Here is a 17,437-nt window from a genome sequence, read left to right on the forward strand (position 1 = left end):
GTTTTGATACTTGTCATTCCCTTAATAAAGTCTAGTTATTTTAATAGTTAAAGTTTTCTTCCACTGCTATGAAAAAAATCAAATCAGAGGCTTGTGAACATCATCTACTAGTGATTGATGATGGAAAGGAACGGCGCATTGTCAAGTTAACCGAAGTTGCTTATTCAATCGGTCGAGACGCAACCAATGCCATTGTCTTGAATAATCCGTCTATTTCCAGACAACATGCCATGCTAGTGAGAGTCCCTCTCCCACATCAAGCTCATCGGTATCGCATCATTGATGGCAATTCTCAGGGTAAACCCAGTGCTAATGGGATTTACATCAATGGTCGGCCATCTTCAACCCGTGAACTTGAGACAAAAGATCTCATTAACTTTGGCAAGGATATTAAAGCGACTTATCTCACGCTTGAGATGGGCCAAGTGGAATTGCTGAATTATATTGAATCGCTCTCTTACAAGAGCCTTAAATCTGACACCCTAGACCATAAGGCAACGGTGTTTAATTCAGCCAATGTACCAGTGGCTGAATTAAACACCGTTCTAGCATGTCATCATTCACCCACCCCAGAACAGGACCATGACTCGCTTCAGCAGGCTCCTCTTCAGGCAAAAGAGACGGTTCGGTTATCCAGAGAGGAGATCCTCAAAGAGCTAAATAAACCTGTCAGCCGTCAAATGTGGATGGTTATAGCTGGAGCGATCCTATCCTTCTGTACACTAATCGGTTGGTTGATGCTCGATGCTAGAAAGAGCAGTCCAGCATTGGAATTTACCCAAGCACCCAGCAGTTTGGGGGACGCTAGACTTTAAAGTTCAATTTAACGATTCGGTCTGCCCTTTGTTGAACTAGTAGTTAATCAACAATAGACCTCTTGCAATATTCGTTTCATGATGTGCTACTGACGAAAGAAATTCAGCGATCTGACTCGGATTTTAGTCCTCTAGCATATCGTTAGTTGAATTATGCAAGAGGTCTAATAACAGTCGCTGAATTAAGACAAATAACAGTGAGAAGTATTAGGATTAACGATGATAGCTGAGGATCTGATTGACTATTATTTAAACAATTTCAATTCATCCCTTGATGCGACTGGAAACGCTGCTGTGGATATACCTATTCTTCAATCATGGGATTGTGTTGATATTAATAATCAGACAAAAGTTCATGGGCATTTATTTCAGCATCACACACTTCCACCTGGTAAGTATTTAGAATCTTCTGCTGTTCAGCGATATTTTGTGTATCAAGGTCATGTTTGTGTGGCCACTAAAAACTCAACCTATAGGTTAGGCATTCCTCTCCTCTTCTAAGGATGATGTCCAAATCATTTGTAGTCTGCATTATGATGAATGGAATTTCTTACTGGGTCATTCGTTCTAATTTTTGGAAATCAGTTGTTTTCAGAGGTTGACCCAACTCATATAGGGAATTTTGAGTTTTGATGTATACGTGACCATCACCCGCTAAGTAACGATGGACTGTTGAGGTCATCATCTTAACCCCGTCGGGATAATCAGGATGGCCCAGGAGTCTTCCTTTGATAACAGCACTCTTTCCCTTTCGTATAGCAGTCCAGGACTCAATAACGGTTATTTTTTTTGGTGTTTCAAAATGATCGTCTGGAATATTAGAAGTATTCTTTTGGAAAAAAACGGATATATCAGTAACTTGCAACATTAGAGCTCAGATTAATCAGGGGAACTTGCATCAGTAATATGAGGAGAGTTTTGTAGGTATTCCTCACTATTAATTTTAATTTGTGCTCAGATTTAATTAAACCGTATTATCCCTGACCTTTTTTTGACGAGTGATTTGGCTTCATCTTATGAATAGCCCTTCCGCTGCGCCCTCATTGTCTTTTTCGGCATCTTGCCAATCTTGGCCATTGGCATTGGTTTTCGGGCCTATCCGCCCTTAAAGCGGACTTACGTCATTTGGCAAGATATTCGCAATGGCCAGGTACAGTTTGATATCGGCACTGTTAATCCACAGATGTTTGCTGCTGGACGTAACGTCCAAATGGTGCTCGTGGTCGATGGTAACCGCACATACTCCGCTCTTGACTCAGTCCTACGCAGTATCCGCAATCCTGACACCCATGGGAGCCAAACAGACGAACGCTATTGCCTACGTATTGCGCCACGTTCACGCATTGTTGTGAATATTGTGCTAGTTTCCGAATCTGTATGAGCGTATCAATTGCAGATGCGGGTTGTAGGCTGGAGCAGCAATTACGGAGAATCCGGTTGGACGCGCATATTCCGAATGTCGAGTACAGCTTGACCAGATATCAAGTGTCCGTCTCCCTTAAGGCCCAGTTCTAGCGTCACTAAAGCCAAGATATCTGCGTCTAAAGTTTGGTTGCCTAGATCAACATTGCCACTGTGAGGGAAATGGAACCAACCTGGATGTTGGGCACTCAGAGGTGCTTTAAAAGTGGTCCATTCCTGATTAGAAGAAACACAAAGCGGTTGATATTCGAGTCCGGGGTTACCATATCCCCAAACCTCACCATCGCGTTCCATCAGGCGAAGGCCAATACAGACTGGATCTGAGGAGCGGGCTTCAAAGGTGAGAAGACTCTGCTTGGGAAGCCGCTCTGGAATGAGTCTTTTAGGCGCAATACTGATATTGGCTCCATACCCTTCTCGGGAGAACTGAATGCTGAGATGGGGCAAAGTCCCTTGACGATCAATGAAGCTCTTAACCCAGCTATTGTCTAAGCCTTCATGTTGTTCAGCGTCTGGATCAGCCCAAATTTTGGCTAGGTTGTCTGATTGCAACTTGAAGTCTTGAAAGATGCCATCTTTAGACGCTTGACCAATTGCGGGCTTAAGCCCATGGTAGCGGTAAATATCTAGAGTCTTCTGAGTTGATAATTGGGCAAAGCTACTGCTTGGTAACCCGCTCATAATCAAGAGACTGAATAGGATAAAGCGTAAAGCCATGAGTCTAGAGAGAATGACACTGGCTATAGCGTGCACAAGTGAACTGGTGAATTAACGCATCCATGAAAACCGATAATATGTTCGACTCTCCCCGCTCTAAAGAGACGGGGATTCTTTTGCTAACGGGGTAAAATGTTTTGGGGCGATCCAAAATTTTACCCTTGCTACGGTTGTCAACTGCGGAGTGCTTCAATGCTATCGGTTTGGCTGGTCGTTGGGGCCTGTGATTTGCTAGTGCTAATGTACTATCTTGACCTGGACTTCACTGTTGCGGAGCAACTCTTGAGCGAAGCGATCTGCGTGTGGGGGATGGGTATCGGTCAAGGGACGTGGAATAAGCGGACCGGAGGGAGCATTATGCCGCGAAAGGGCTGGACTGGCAGGGTCCTAGAGCTACCCTGGAAAGCGTTAAACAAAGAAGAAAACCCCGGTATAGACAGGAGGGTAAGGCACCCCATAAATTTTCTTTTTTGTTTAACTGCCCAAGCGGCGAGCTTTTCGCAGCGGAGCAAAGCGGAGCGAGAATCTTGCTTTCTACTCAGCGATAGCTACCCAAAAGCCTTACTCACCAAGCCTTACAGCCAATCTCGACGACTCCGGTCTCATCATCGAACAGGAATATTTGGTCATCCAGCGTCCCACCGTTGATATAGTCAGGGCAGTAACCTGAGCAACGTTAGCCAGTAGATCAAGTGCCTGACATCCACCCCAGAAGCAAAGCCCGCCGCTCTCAGAATCAGATTCCTGGGTTTCCAGAGAAAAAACGAGAGTTGTTCATGCAAAAAATTAGCCTGGGCTTAGGAGTGGGTGACGCTTGCCTTTTGGTTGATTTAGACCCGTGGAAAGTCCAATCTCTATTGGACGAGGGTCAAGCTGTTTTTGAGTCCAGAGGATTAGAAACTACAGGCGTTATTTCTATCACGAAATCGGAGATAAAAACCCCAACAGAGGGTCTATACCTGGACTACCAAAAGGCCCGAATCGCCCTCAAGGAAAAGGCCCTGACTTCTATCGTCAAGTCTAAAAACATATTCCAATGTCATAAAGGAAAATTGATGTTGGAGCTATTTTTCGGTGGTGAATTTAACAGTTCTAGTATCAAAGAATCCGAGATTCAAACAACTATTAGTGTCGTTATGGCCTATGTCATGGAGCAGCTAGGACCCAGCCACAAAAAAGCATTGAAAGCCGTTCTAACCTCCAACAAGGACATTTTAGATATCCCCAAGTCAGAGTACAGAGCAATCAAGCGTATTGCAAAAAAGATACGCTCAGATAAGCAAATGACCATAGATTTCGCTGCATAACTTCAAATTACTCGCCATAGCTTCAAATAGCTTAACGTGCCTTACGTTTACTTTTGTTAACGAACTATTGGGCTAGGTGGGTGAGGGTAAGCTGGGATTGCTGTCTAATAATACCTGCGATATCTTTGTTGAATTTTGGATACTTGCTTGTTGAAGGTTTTCAAGGCACTCTCAAACTCGTGGGGGCCATGGATTGCAGTTGACAGGTGACCTGAGACAAACTCAGGTGCTAGCTCTGGGATATAACTTTCCAAACTAGGGAACCTATTGCCCAGACCTTTTCTGATCCGCCGTCGTATTGCAATTTCAAGGCCATCAGGAGGACCTAGCGGGATCTTTAGCTCACTAAAAATCGGGGATTCGTGCTGTGTGCGTCGTTGGTAAAAATTTACACAAGCTTTTTGCTGTTGTTCAATCCAACACTGGTCTATGGCTTGAACCCAGGCATAGGCAAATTGGAGGTAAGGATCATCAGAAGCCTGGATGCTTTCGGCATTGGTAGGGGTTCCTGAGATTATCCGCTCTCTGTAGGCGTCCAACCCTTCATTGATTGCTTCGATTATCGTGTAGGGTTCAAATCCTGCTCGTCTTGCACTATCTACGATCGCAGCCCCCTGATTCGTCCGGTCAGTGAAGCAATGCAATCTTGCCGTATCGATAAAGTTAAGGGCTTTGGCTTCTAATACTGCAATAGTGGCAGGGCCAGTCAGAGGTTCAAAGCGGTATCTGCAGGCTTTTATTTCGCGATAGATCTGAACCGAAACACCAGCTTGTTTTGCTAGTGCCGCAGTGTCAGGGATTGGGGGGAGTGGATCGGGTTCTGAGACAAAGATCATCTCTGGATAATCCATGCGCAAGCTAGCCATAGTCCGCTGTCGTTCTACAGGATCGCTCCTGAGCTGGGCTTCCATTTCTTGCATTTCCCACTTATCGGCCAACCGGAGATCTGTAGCACTAGCACAGCCATAGTAAGACAGCGGTAGCCCTGGCAGGTGCCCGGTCGCCTGGTATATCGCCAAAAGTCGCTCAGGTGCAGAGAGATGGTTAATTTTTTTGGGGCTTTGCTCAAACATTTGCTTGGGGTCCTTACTGGGATTTTTGGAGTGGGGATGGCAATGCTATTTTCTCTGGTCAGAGGATTTTACTTGGCTTGGGTTCTTTTGGCCCTGGATCGAGTCCCTTTGGGAAGTTGCCGAGTCCAGGTTAGAAGGTTTAAGGGACTGCAAGCTCTGTGATTGTCCGAGAAAACATGCAGGACTCTGGCATAGTCCGATCGCTCTCGGTCAATCGAAAGTCTTCCGCCACAAACAGCGCAGTAGGCCCCTTGGTCATCCTCTAGGACTTTGGGCTGATACCGGGCTGACTGAGACTTGGAAGCTTTGGCTTGGGGGTTTGACATGGCTAACTGAGTTATTTTCTCTGGTCAGAGGATTTCACTAGGCTGCTTTGGCTAAGTGCCGGGACTTGCTTGCAACAGTTGAATCGGACCAGTCAGGTAAACGCCATTCTGGTACGTCTAGACCATCAGGGAAAGCAGCACAAGGGCCAATACCACGAGGTTGAGGGTTGCAAGTGTCGGGGTTAATTGCGTTGAACTTAAGCCCGTTACATTGATAAGAATGCAAGGTTTGCCATTGAAAAATCTTTTCGAGTAGAACAGGGATTTTCTGTAGCTGCGACTGAAAATAATTAGGCTGATTTTTTTTGAGCCAATACTCAAATTGCCCGCAAAAATCAAAATACAAAATAGTAATCAATCTGCTTTTGAATCTTGGGAATGCAATCGATTTGATTTTGAGTATCCAAAATTGTGCCAAGAACTACAAAATCATTTTCGTCTAAAAAGTGGTTCTGACCAAAGTAATCAAATTTTGGATTTCTGAGTTGGCATAAACGCCATTGTTCAAAAATCTTGTACTGACCGCTTTTGTCAGACCTTGCTATCGGGGAAAGGAAGAAATGACTATTAGAAAATCGCCCTGCATTTGGAACACTAAAGAAAATAGGTAAAGCCCCAAAGGTATAACTGCCCTGCTTTGAGCCGTTTTTTATTGTTATGGGTTGCGGCGTCAAACGCGAGGATAATTTTATTTTAGGTGAGTCAAATCCTGGAGCGAGTAGGGGGTACATTGCTTGAAGAAAAGTGCAATTACCCCCTAGTTTAGCTATGTTTAATTAAGGCCGCAAAGTTTTTTGTAGGGAACGCCCAATTGAATAGACAACCCTTGGAGGTGTAGCTCAAGAAAACCTAGCGATAAGTTGAACGTCTCCATAAAAATGGAAAAGTCCTCCCCTAAATACTCTTGTAAAAGGTCTTCTAGTTGATCCCGGCGTGCCTTTAAGCGGCAACCTAAAAGAACAATGTGGTTAGCTATCTGGTCTTCTGCGGAAAAGCTTGACTGGCTTTTCATGTCTGCTAGTATCTCGTCGTGGCACTCTACGCACTCGCGGCAATCGAGAAAAAAATTTGTCCAATCCTTGGTTAGGTGTTTCTTTTCCGTAGGGTCCATTGTGGTTTCACCTCCCCCCGCTTCTCTTGCTTGATCAGCGGCATACTCCCATTCTGCGGGAAGGATTTTACAAGTAAAGGGCGTTTCAACTAGTACAGCTAAATCTGTGGCTGAGGGAGGCATACCTTGTTTAATGTTCTTTAGTCTATCTAGCACTTGATCGCTCAGCGTGGAATCATCACGAGGTCCCATAGATGCATAGTGCCGTGTGTTTTTTGAGTGCTTTGCGGCTTTAAGCCCCTGACGGCGTTCTGCGAGTCTTTTCTTAGCGACAGATTTTGTTTTAGTTCTTCGTGCAGTTCGCTTTTGTCTTTTTGCTGCCTTGATCTTGGCATTCTTGCCCATGTCTTTAATGCTCCTCAGTTAATTGCTCAATCCAACATGCGTAGGCGCAATAAATACCCAACGAGTGAGGGTATTGCCTTTCCCGTAGTGCTGCCTTCTCCAATGCCCACGACGCCAATGAGGAGACTTACTTCTATCGCTGCCATCCGTGCTGTGACTGGAAGCAGATCGATACCCTTCTCCGATCATCAAAGGATGATAAGTTGTATGTCGCTTTCCTCTGCGGGCTATCCCAGTAGTAGAAGAACTTTTCCGTTTCCCGGTCCTATATTCTGGCGCGTTCTGTTCAGCCCAAAGAATCGTAGAAAGCAGAACAGACAGGGCCGTCTCTACCTCGCCTAGGTCGTTTGACTGGGATCCAGGGTTGAGATCAATCCCTTTGTCAACGCGCAAGAACCCGGATTCTTCCCTGAAGGTTACCAGTCCTCCAACTACGGATTTCCCCGTCTCTATCCCACCCCAAACCAAAGACCACGAATCTTGATCCTTCCGATCTCGGCTAAAAGCATATTCTGCTCTCCCTTCAGAAGACGTGCTTACTATTGAGGGGAGTTCCTTTGTGCCTGGCTCTACCAAAGAATAGACAAGACACACCATCTCTCCTGTTTTGCTAACGATACTGCTCCGAGGCAAGACAACTAGACCATATTTAGGCAATGTGAATCTGTTCGGGATTTCGGTTGGCAAATCCGTTTTCAAAAAATCAGAGAGCAGATCCTCGTCCAAAAAATAGTAAGGAAAATGGGGGCTGGCTGTTAGTGCAGCGGTAGCATGGTAAACATTGGCACGCACAGGGTCTCTAGCTACTGATTCCGCGTTTGAACCAGCGGACACCGACACCAAGGCATCAGCAACCATGCGGTTGGAGTAATGACTGCTCAGTCTAGGTGAGAATTTTCGTTCGTAGCTTTCCCGAAGGTCCTCACGAGATGGTGTCAACACCCCCGCACCTCTCATCATTTTTCTAAAAGTCTTAGGGTGCATCCCCGCTTTTTTCATCGATTTTTCCATGTCTTTGTAAATCTTCTGGGCATCTATCATTTAAGTTCTCCGTTAATCATTGGTTAATTAGGAATACGGTTTTAGATTAGGAGGATTCTCCAGAGCAGCCAAAACAGCCGTTACAGACCAACTCACCCCGGCCAACACTCCGCCTGCGCACCAGAGACCAACCCCGCTTATCGGGGGAGGTATTTCTTTATTTCTGTTGCCTCTTTGCTTGACCTTTGAGCTTGATTACTCAATCAATTTGTCGAGTTCCGCTATCTGATCTTCAATCGATCGTCTAAATTCGAGAAACCATTTGGGATAAGATCCACTGTTTCTATCTAAAGAGTCATTAGAGTTATAAAACAGTGGATCTGCAAGGCTTCGGGCGTCTACACAGTCTTTAGCGCAAGCGTCATCAATCTGCTTTTTGACGTATAGCACGGTGCCCCGAAGCAGTTGCTTGCGGATTTCATGAACGTCTTTGTTCACGATCGCAGCATATCTGCGCTGAGATCCCCCGTTACCCGTTCGAGCGACACAGGGCATCGGATCATAGCTCAGGCGCTTTACAAGCCGATTTATGACGGCTATAGGGCTGTCGTTGGCTGTTTGGAGCTGGAAAAGGTCCCATAACTCTTGCTGATGTTCAACGAGATAAGCCCAAAACTGGGACTCCCTAACCTCAGCTTCACTGATATTGTTGCCCCGGCCATGAGTGCGGTAAAAATCGGCTACCCCCGAATCATTAATAAAAATCTGTTCTCTCAGGGTTCCCCGTAGGACTCCATGCAAATGATCACCGTTGGCGGCATCTCGCTTAAATTTTTGACATTGATCTTTCGTAAAAAGATCGGAGTTCAGCAAATATCGGGCTAGCCGTGTGGCACATGATCTCAACTGTCCGTTCTTGTGGACGAGGGTGTAATAGATAAAGTCAGGATCGGACCATTGAGACTCTGGGTACTCCAATCTCAATAAGGCCAAGTCAGCCGCTCTCTGCTCTGCAACCGTGGAAGTAGGTGAATTTTTTATTCTCCGGGCTTCTGCCTCGCTTTGAATAAAATGACTTTCTTCTACGACTTGCAGATACTGATGAGTTCTCAGATTCTCAAGGATGCAGGCAACATCACCTTGACGTGATCTGATTTCGTCCGGTTCTCTGCCACCATCAAAAACAACTCTTCCTTGGCTGTTGTACTCTTTTAGATTTTCACGCTCAATAAAAGTGATGCCGTTCTCTGTGTAATCGGCATAATGATCAAGAAAGCACTCAGCAAAATGGTAAGTTTCGTATTTTAATTGGGCCATCCGTTGAGCATTTACTAGGGATAGAAATTGCCCCGTATTCTTTGAACTGGATAGGGCGTCAACAAAAGATGTACCTTCCTTGATCTCCCAGCCCTGCAGGTTCTTAGCAGACTGACTCCCTGTAACTTCCACATGTCGGGCAATTTGTTCCTGCTCAATAGCGCAGAACACAAAGAACTCGTAAACTCGATCTTCGCATTCGACAACGTTATCCAAAACGTCGAGATAATCCTCTGCAAACTTAGAACCGAACAACCACTCTAAGAAAACATCGTTGAAGAACTCCCCAAAAAAGGCTCTATCTTTGTGGAACCTTTCAAGCCAATTGTCGGCTAGTACAAGCGTACCACCCCCAGCACAAGCAAAAGCGCAGGCTCTACCCTGAGCAAATAGCTCAAGTGCGCGGTAGGTAAAGCCTTCCATACGTCCGTGGATTGCTTCAAAGCACGCGATCGCATCGTTAAGATTGAAACGATTACCTGTTTTCCCCAGTAACTTCAACTCAGCTCGATTCTTTCGGGACTGATTAGCATGATTGTCTTTCCACTCTTGGGTGATATCCAAAGCAACCCGATTATTTAAAACTCTTGGTGCATAAACAATAGTCTCTGGTCTCGATCTGTTCCGGGACAACGCCTGAGAGATATCCTCTAGGCTTCCCCAGGACGCCAATACCAGCGTTGCACTAATATCAAGTGCATCACCATAGAACGACAATCCTGTACCAATCAGCGGCGATCTCATAAGGTGCTGACCGTCTTTGGTCCCTTCGGCAATCACATTCTGCAATTCCTTCGTTTTCTTGCCAGATCTCATACAGTCACGGGTTGCGGCAAACAGGGGGAAAACCAGCTCCTTAGAATCTAGAAATGCCTCATGCATTAATCGGATCAAAGCCTTGGCTGACTCCCAGCTTAGCCCCATCCCTAACAGCTCTTGCCACGGTGCCCCATAGCGTTGCTGAGTGACAAATAGCTCCTTAGTCCATCCCTTATCTTGAGTCTCTAACCACTGCTCGACCTTCAGCTTTTGGTGATTCTTTTCGCCACCGATCCAGCCGTCATACTTTCCAACTGGCGAAAAGTCCCAATAAACCAGGTGCTGTGTAACCTCATTCCCTGCCGTATCTTTTTTGCTGGTAGACTTCACCAAGACATGCTGATCCGTAACCTCATCCACCCAAAATGGCTGCTGTAGTGCTTCAAGGAAACGCCATAGCTTCAGTGCCTCCGGGCTGAAGTCTATGGCCTTAATTTCAAAAAGAGGGGCCTTAGCGTACTTATCCCAATCTTCAGCCCCCAACTCTTTAAGCGCTTGCTTAGCCTTGGCATCCCTAAAAATATGCTTGAGATATCGTTGAGGTCGAGTAAACTCCTGAAACTTAAGGATGTCATTTGCACTTTGGCAGTGAATATCCAGCCGACGAACGCTTTTAGGCTGAGTGAACTGTAGTCTGCTATCCTTGCCAAACCCAAAAGCTTCATGGTCGCCCGTCAAATGAGCGCTGACTGCTCCTAGATAACTTTCCTGAGTCAACGTCAACCCGTCTTTGAATTGCTCCTTATATTGATTGACAAAGACGTTGGCCTCGACATCCATCCACCACTCGAAGAACCTAACCGCGATTTCACTCAGATTTTGCTGGGCAATGATCACGGGCCAATCATTCTCCTTGGCATGATCAAGAATCCTCTTGAGCTGATTGAGATTGGCCTGTCGTTGGGTGGCGTGGGTGCTGCCTAAAAGATCCAGGATTACCCGATCGGTCTCATCAATAAAGACCACAACCTTATCCGTAGCAAATTTCTCAAAACGACCAAAGTTAAAAAAGCCTTGCAAACATGCCGAGATGTCACCTAATCCTAGACCCTCATATTCCGCCGCTTGTTCGTCGTTCCTATCTGTTGCCAATGCAGCCCCGTTCTCAAGTGCCAAAATTTTCAAGGGTGCAGCATAAAACTTTTTGCACTCCAACAGCTCAAGCAATTGCTCTACTAACGTTGTCTTACCTGTTCCGGTGGGACCACTGAGGGCAAAAAGATTAGATTTAGACTCGTCCTGATGAATCTCAATGATCTTGTCAGCCAGCTTCACCCCGTCAATCAGACCCGCTGCCATATATCGGGCATTGAACACCCCGGACCCTGCTCGATCCTGCAACTTTGGCAATGTATGCTGATAAATCCGCTGATTAATCAACTTACTCAGATGACCTGTCAGCTCATTCAGGCTGGTGTATAGGTGCTTTTGGCTGTCTATCCTCACCAACACCTTGCAACCATTCCCTTCCAATGCAAACCAAGTCCGCATCAGATTGAACTTAAGCCGGGTCAACCCTTGGGCGTCGTTACCAAGTCCCTCAACATCCGCATGGAGCGCGATAGTTCGATCCTTTAGGACCTCTGTGTACTCAGGTCTTAGCTGCGAGTCGATGCATTTGGTTGAGATGCCCTTGAGGGTCAAAGATGTCAAGCGATCGAGTTGAATCGCCTGGAGTTTAACGTTATCAAGCTCAATCTCTGTATCTAGCTGACTGGCATCACTGGTTAACAGAGGTACAACCCCCTCACCTAATGAAGCCAAACCCTCGCTTATATTGGTTGCTTCCAATGCGTTAGCAGCATTCTTTGATTTAGCTACAAGGGTTCTAACTCGTTCTGAAGGCTTCCACGTCCCATCTACTTGGCCGTGAATATTCCTGATGATCGACGATAGACCGATTGAATAACAGGTACTGCCCAGCTCCTTAGCGACATAAGCCTCATCCAGACCAAAATTATCAACACCAAAATTTTCTGCTAATTCGTATCGCTCCTCCGCAGTTCCGCCGTCACTGTGATAAATGCCAAGCAGAATTGACCAGCGCTGGTGGCGATCACTAAGTTCAGTACCCTTTTGGTGATAGGTTAGCCCTTGATTGATTGGGTCGCTGACAACCTCCAAAATTTCTTCTGTAGTAAGACCGTGACCTGTAATCCCGGCTGCAATCCTCGCTTCTTGAGCCAGTCTTAAATTTTTATGCTCCTCCACGTTTTGAGTGGCAACAGCTTCCACAGGCGTCTTAGGAGCTTTGGCCTTCACTTTCTTGGCTTTGATACCTTTAGCCCGCTTCCCACCCAGTAAGGCGTCGTTCTCCTCGTCTGACTGTAGGAAAACATCAGTGACCTTACGGCCCGTTACGTCGATAGTGTTGTTACCTTTGGGGGCTTTAACAATCTGAAGTCCTAAGCTCTGGTAATACTTCCAATCTTTACCGCTTCGGTAGTCTTTCCCGTATTCCTGTCTAAAAAAGGATAAAAGCCCGTCATTCAGCTCACTGAACGATAGGTCCCTCGACCCCAATTGCATGATCGATTGATTAGTGATCACATTCTCATTGCCGACCCGCACCGCACGGAAAGCACCAGCCATGCGCAATGCCCTACCTGCAGAAGCAACCGCATAGTCACCCCCTGTCACAGAAATAGCGGTCTTCAAGACCTCGTAGTACTGATCCCTGCTTTCAGGATGATCGATTGTTGGGATATAAAAATGAATGGATTTTTTGCCAGACCACAACATCAGAAATTTGGTCCCAAGAAATTGTTGCAGCGTCACCAACCTGGCAAGCTGTTCATTCAAGCAACCGTCATCAATCTCTAGCCCTATGAAATCAGGCATTGTCCCAGGTAAACTGGTCGCTTTACGATCTTTGATCTGACCGTGGGGGAACCAAGTAACGGCTTTTCCTTCAGCCCTGGCTAAAAACTTCAGCAGTTTCACTGGGTACACGGCCCTCGACCCATCCTTGAGCCATCTTCGAGTCCCATCATCATTAATTCTTACTAGCTCCTCAACACCAGAGCTTCCTAGGAATCCTCTATATCCTGACCACTTGTCAACAGCGGCCAAAAAGCGCCCATGCTCACCAACCAGCTCATTAAAAAACAAGTTTGCTGCCTTGGCTCCCAGGAAGTCTGGATTGCTAGTGCAAACCAGATCCGAGGTCACTTGATCGTAGGGTTTACCCCAAGCAATCAATCCCAGCTCGTCTAACACCTCTGGACGGTTAGGCTGAGGATTCCTGACATCCACGGTATTCTTGCGGCGCAATGCCAAGTTCTCAGCAGAACTCAGTCCCTCAACAAGCTCAGGAACAATCAAATAAGGATTAACCTTGGCCTCTTTTTTTGCTCCACTCGCTGAAACGTTTGTACTACCTTTGAGGCCGTTAAATTCTAAGGATGCCGTTTTCTCGGCTGGAGAATCTAAGAAAGCTAGCCGTTCAGCATGAGTCATCCCCTCAGGCGCATACTTTGAAGGGTTGGCGCAGATATCCTTGGCTCGAAATGTTACAGAATCGTTACAATTTTCTACTTTTTTCTCGGTCTCTTTTGAAATATTTTTTGAATCGCTAGAAGCGTTGCCCTCTGTGGCTTTGGGGCTGACACCACTGGCGAGTGGTTCACTTGTACTTGCGTTTGTAGTGGTTGATTGATTACAATCGCATGTAACAAATTGTGCGATTTTTAAAGGTGCCGACATGGGAATTCTCTTGATTGCTTGCAATTAATTGGTTTTTGTGTCTTCGGTGGCACCGTTGGAAGTTGTGTCCGCCAAGATCTCGCTTCCTTCGGTGTTTTGACTAAGACCCGGCGGCCCTAGTGATTTAAGGAATCCTCGCTTTTTTGAGCGGGGGTTTTTGCTATCTGGGGTCTGTTGCAGTTGGCTGACCATGCCGTTAGTCTCCTTTTGGTTGGTTGTGGCGATCGGGGTGAAAGCTCGGGCGAAAGACATTTTGATTGGCTCCTTTAAGTGGTTGCTTAGGGTTATGGTTTGCCCGATTGGAATACTAGGCTTGCTCGAAAAAAGAGAGAACGTATCCCTAAAAATCAATTAGGGTGATTTCCAAACTTTTCCAAAAAACGGTTTTGACCGGGGCCAAAATTCCCAGTAATTAGGGGTACGGTTTCTGAAAAATCACCCCTGTTTCAGCAGACTCCAACCACTTGGAAGCCTGTCAAAGAAATTCTTAATAGCCCTTTGGTGTGTAACCTCGTCCTCCCAGTGGTGAAGCCGATCCAAAACCAAAGGCAAACACCAAAGTTTTTTTCGGCCAAGTCGCACGAAATGAACCCCCTGGACCCATTTACCTGCTTGAGTCTGCACGTACAGCGTTGGGGCTGGGATGCCAATCAGTTGCTGCAACTCAACCTGAGAGCAATAGATTTGCCCCCCTAACAACTCTGGAAGTGTGGTGATTTCTGGTTCTGGAAAATTTGTCATTTGTTGCGCTTCTGAGTATCCGAAGCCGATCGCAACCGTGATCCTCAGCCGCCACGCATAAGGAATCAGGCCCGATAGGTTCGGGTTAGTTCGTCTCGTTCAGCCGCTAACCAATTTCAGAAATTGCAAAACTTCCTACACAGTTTCCACGCCTGTGGTTTTTGGAGAGTTTGGTTGTGCCCCCGGCAAGTGGGGTTAGTTGCGATTCCTCTAAATTTGGTTTTGGCCTCGACCTGCTCAGAAATGGAATTGAAAACTTGTTGGATGAGGCTCTTTTAGCCTTTTTGACTGACCGACCGCTGAAACCCAGTGCCTGTCAGTGATTTAACAATAGCTCGACCCCTATAAAAAGCGCATCCGGGGCCTAAACTTTATTTTTCTTAACAATTAACGGTCTATACGCAGCAAGGCTTTCAGCCGTTTTTTTCGTAAACTTGCGTAAAGGTAAAAAATCGTTGGAGAATTTCGCACTTAAGAATAGTTCTTAGATAGGCACGGTGCCCTGAGAACGCCAAAAGCCTTAACTAGCAAGCCTCCCAAGCTTTTTCTTTGTTCTACCGTGTCGAGGATTGCAAGCATTAGCAATCTCGGAGTCTAGTCTTTGTTTAGTCCTGTAGTAGCGTTCTAGTAGGTTATCGAGGGTGTATTGATGTTGTATTGACTTTGGTAGTTTACCGAGCCAATTCAACAGCCACAGCCGCGAACCGTGTCTAAGGTTAGATAGTCGTTCTTCGTCAGATGCCAAGTGTTTAGTAGCCAAGGCGAGAAGTTTATCTGACAGCTCCACACTCCCCCCGGTTAGCTGGTGACTGATTAACTTCTTGAGCTTGCCCCTTTCGTTTGCTCGGTAGGACGCTAAAGATGTTTGACTTTTGCCTTTTAAGGCTTCACCTACGAATTCGGGACTGCACATCCACAGGTCGAAAGCAGCCTCTAAAGTGAGAATTGTCCGAATAAAATCACCTGGGTTGTCAATCTTTCGATCGATAATCCCTTCCAACGTTTTCAAAGGGGAGTCTTTTCTCGTAACAATCAGGGTCCAAGAATACTGTGCAAGGGCGCATAGGTCCTCTAGTTGCGTTACTTCCAACCTAAAAATTCTTTGTTTTTGGACAGATAGTCCCCGAGGAAGGATTACTTCTCCATATGTATTGAGGTCGGAGAGCGCATCAAAGATCTCTTTGTACTTCTTTTTTAGATGGTTGAACTTAATCTGTGATTCTTCGTTGATCCTTCTCTCGGCAATGTCATCCGGGGGCATCCCATCTACAGCATGCTTAGATAAGGCATTAATCCTCTCTTTTCTGGTTGATGTCGATTTCTTGCTTGATCGGGCTAACTGGTTCTTCTTTTTGCGCCCTGCCATTAGAAGTCCTCCAAAGCTGCCACCACCTTAACCTCTAAGTGAAATCCTCTGTTCAGATAAAAATCATCAGCTGATCTGGCTAACAATCTCTTTCCAGCTCATCCAAATAATCGGCCCAAGCCTGCATCATTTCCCGCCGTTCTTCAAGAAACTCGGTCCTATTATATGCACGCCCCAAAGGACCCCGAACTGCATGTGCAAGTTGATGCTCAATAAGCTCCGGTCGGTAGTGCAATTCTTCAGCAATTAGAGTCCTCGCCATAGCTCTGAACCCATGACCTGACATTTCATCTTTAGTAATGCCCATCGCCCGTAGTGCAGCCAGCACGGCGTTATTACTCATGTGCCGGGTCATGCTGTTAGCACTGGGAAAAACATATCGACTTGTGCCATTGCCCGTTATCAACTGCAGAGTCTGCAGTATCTCGATCGCTTGAGTAGCTAAGGGCACTATATGATCGGTCTCTGTTTTGGACACTTGAAACCGCCATTCTTTAGTATTCCAATTGATTTGTGACCATTGCATCGTCCGAAGCTCACCGGGTCTAACAAACGTTAAAGCCCCCATTCGCATAGCTGCCCGGACCACCATCGAACCCCGATAGTCAGCGATCATCCGCATCAGCTCACCAACTCTTTTAGGATCTGTGATAGCAGCTCTATGTTTTGCGTCCACCGGGGCCAGTGCGCCGCCCAAATCATTGACTACATTGCGATCACATCGACCTGTAGCCACGGCATAACCCAGCACCATCCTCACAATAGACAGACATTTATGAGCCAGTGCATTAGCTCCTCTAGCTTCAACAGCCCTAATAACCGCCAACACTTCAGGGGCTGTAATCTCTGTGACTGGCCTCGGCCCTAAGCTTGGATTTAAATCCCTATTCAACCGATTCCTTACTATTCCGCGATAACTCTCAGACCAACCAGCATTCTTTTGACTGAACCATTCATCAGCCACAAATTCAAATGTGTTGCCTTGGGCTAGCTGTAACGATAACTGCAATCTCTTGGCCTCAGTAGTAGGGTTAAGACCCTGAGCCACTAGCCGTCTAGCTTCTAGGTGCTTAGCTCGTGCCTCACCTAGCCCTAATTCTGGATAAGATCCAATGCTGAACGTGGATTCTTTTCCTTGGATTCTGTACCTGTACTTCCAGTGCTTCCCACCAGCCGGGGTGATTTGCAAAAACAAGCCACCACCATCAGACAGTCTATAAGAGCCAGTCTTGGGTTTAGCGTTTCGGACCTGTAGATCCGTTAGTCTATTAGTAGCCATAAAAATGTGGGCTAACTACAAGCCGCTCCTCTAAAACGACCCACAAATTAACCCACAGTTTTTTTAGATGCAGATAGATCACCTTGGCTAATGGTAGATTTTCAAGATACAAA

General features: G+C 46.2%; 16 protein-coding genes. 4 read left to right on the plus strand and 12 right to left on the minus strand.

The window, feature by feature from the left end; translation table 11 throughout:
- Nucleotides 1-68 precede the first annotated feature (68 nt).
- On the plus strand, nt 69-815 hold the full coding sequence (locus AM1_RS00980) for an FHA domain-containing protein (protein ID WP_012160923.1): 747 nt from the start codon (nt 69-71) through the stop codon (nt 813-815).
- A 550-nt stretch (nt 816-1,365) separates the two neighbouring features.
- On the opposite strand, the gene AM1_RS00990 is transcribed toward AM1_RS00980, so the two are convergent.
- The gene (locus AM1_RS00990; protein WP_012160925.1) at nt 1,366-1,683 is read right to left on the minus strand and encodes a hypothetical protein; all 318 of its coding nucleotides are present in this window, start codon (nt 1,681-1,683) and stop codon (nt 1,366-1,368) included.
- A gap of 192 nt (nt 1,684-1,875) precedes the next feature.
- Between AM1_RS00990 and AM1_RS00995 the strand changes: the two genes are divergently transcribed.
- Nucleotides 1,876-2,196 (plus strand): hypothetical protein, encoded by a 321-nt coding sequence (locus AM1_RS00995; RefSeq protein ID WP_148215643.1) that lies wholly within the window; start codon nt 1,876-1,878, stop codon nt 2,194-2,196.
- Nucleotides 2,197-2,237: 41 nt separating this feature from the next.
- Here AM1_RS00995 and AM1_RS01000 read toward each other — a convergent pair whose 3' ends face one another.
- Nucleotides 2,238-2,918: a hypothetical protein gene (locus AM1_RS01000; protein ID WP_012160927.1), complete on the minus strand. Its 681-nt coding sequence runs from the start codon at nt 2,916-2,918 to the stop codon at nt 2,238-2,240.
- A 228-nt stretch (nt 2,919-3,146) separates the two neighbouring features.
- Here AM1_RS01000 and AM1_RS01005 point away from each other — a divergent pair, with 228 nt between their 5' ends.
- Nucleotides 3,147-3,602 carry a hypothetical protein gene (locus AM1_RS01005; protein ID WP_041658577.1) on the plus strand — a complete coding sequence of 152 codons (456 nt, stop codon included), beginning with the start codon at nt 3,147-3,149 and terminating at the stop codon, nt 3,600-3,602.
- Between the two features lie 128 nt (nt 3,603-3,730).
- Nucleotides 3,731-4,261 (plus strand): hypothetical protein, encoded by a 531-nt coding sequence (locus AM1_RS01010; RefSeq protein WP_012160928.1) that lies wholly within the window; start codon nt 3,731-3,733, stop codon nt 4,259-4,261.
- Between the two features lie 104 nt (nt 4,262-4,365).
- On the opposite strand, the gene AM1_RS01015 is transcribed toward AM1_RS01010, so the two are convergent.
- From AM1_RS01015 to AM1_RS01060, 10 genes are all read right to left on the minus strand, one after another.
- Nucleotides 4,366-5,334 (minus strand): hypothetical protein, encoded by a 969-nt coding sequence (locus tag AM1_RS01015; protein ID WP_012160929.1) that lies wholly within the window; start codon nt 5,332-5,334, stop codon nt 4,366-4,368.
- A gap of 68 nt (nt 5,335-5,402) precedes the next feature.
- On the minus strand, nt 5,403-5,660 hold the full coding sequence (locus AM1_RS01020) for a hypothetical protein (RefSeq protein WP_041658582.1): 258 nt from the start codon (nt 5,658-5,660) through the stop codon (nt 5,403-5,405).
- A 335-nt stretch (nt 5,661-5,995) separates the two neighbouring features.
- Entirely contained in the window at nt 5,996-6,391 is a 396-nt protein-coding gene (locus AM1_RS01030) for a hypothetical protein (RefSeq protein WP_041658584.1), read from the minus strand.
- Nucleotides 6,392-6,432: 41 nt separating this feature from the next.
- Nucleotides 6,433-7,116 (minus strand): hypothetical protein, encoded by a 684-nt coding sequence (locus AM1_RS01035; RefSeq protein ID WP_012160933.1) that lies wholly within the window; start codon nt 7,114-7,116, stop codon nt 6,433-6,435.
- A gap of 18 nt (nt 7,117-7,134) precedes the next feature.
- Nucleotides 7,135-8,157, minus strand: a complete 1,023-nt coding sequence (locus AM1_RS01040; protein WP_012160934.1) for a hypothetical protein — start codon at nt 8,155-8,157, stop codon at nt 7,135-7,137.
- 195 nt (nt 8,158-8,352) lie between these two features.
- Nucleotides 8,353-13,938: an AAA family ATPase gene (locus AM1_RS44655; RefSeq protein ID WP_041658586.1), complete on the minus strand. Its 5,586-nt coding sequence runs from the start codon at nt 13,936-13,938 to the stop codon at nt 8,353-8,355.
- A 24-nt stretch (nt 13,939-13,962) separates the two neighbouring features.
- The gene (locus AM1_RS40755) at nt 13,963-14,190 is read right to left on the minus strand and encodes a hypothetical protein (protein WP_148215644.1); all 228 of its coding nucleotides are present in this window, start codon (nt 14,188-14,190) and stop codon (nt 13,963-13,965) included.
- Between the two features lie 183 nt (nt 14,191-14,373).
- Complete coding sequence (locus tag AM1_RS01050; RefSeq protein WP_041658587.1) at nt 14,374-14,679, minus strand: hypothetical protein; 306 nt, start codon at nt 14,677-14,679, stop codon at nt 14,374-14,376.
- A gap of 520 nt (nt 14,680-15,199) precedes the next feature.
- A complete protein-coding gene (locus AM1_RS01055) occupies nt 15,200-16,045 on the minus strand; it encodes a hypothetical protein (protein ID WP_012160940.1) in 846 nt (281 codons plus the stop codon).
- Between the two features lie 79 nt (nt 16,046-16,124).
- A complete protein-coding gene (locus tag AM1_RS01060; protein ID WP_012160941.1) occupies nt 16,125-17,324 on the minus strand; it encodes a tyrosine-type recombinase/integrase in 1,200 nt (399 codons plus the stop codon).
- Between the last annotated feature and the right edge of the window lie 113 nt (nt 17,325-17,437).

Origin of the sequence: Acaryochloris marina MBIC11017, from assembly GCF_000018105.1 — a bacterium.
GTDB lineage: Bacteria > Cyanobacteriota > Cyanobacteriia > Thermosynechococcales > Thermosynechococcaceae > Acaryochloris > Acaryochloris marina.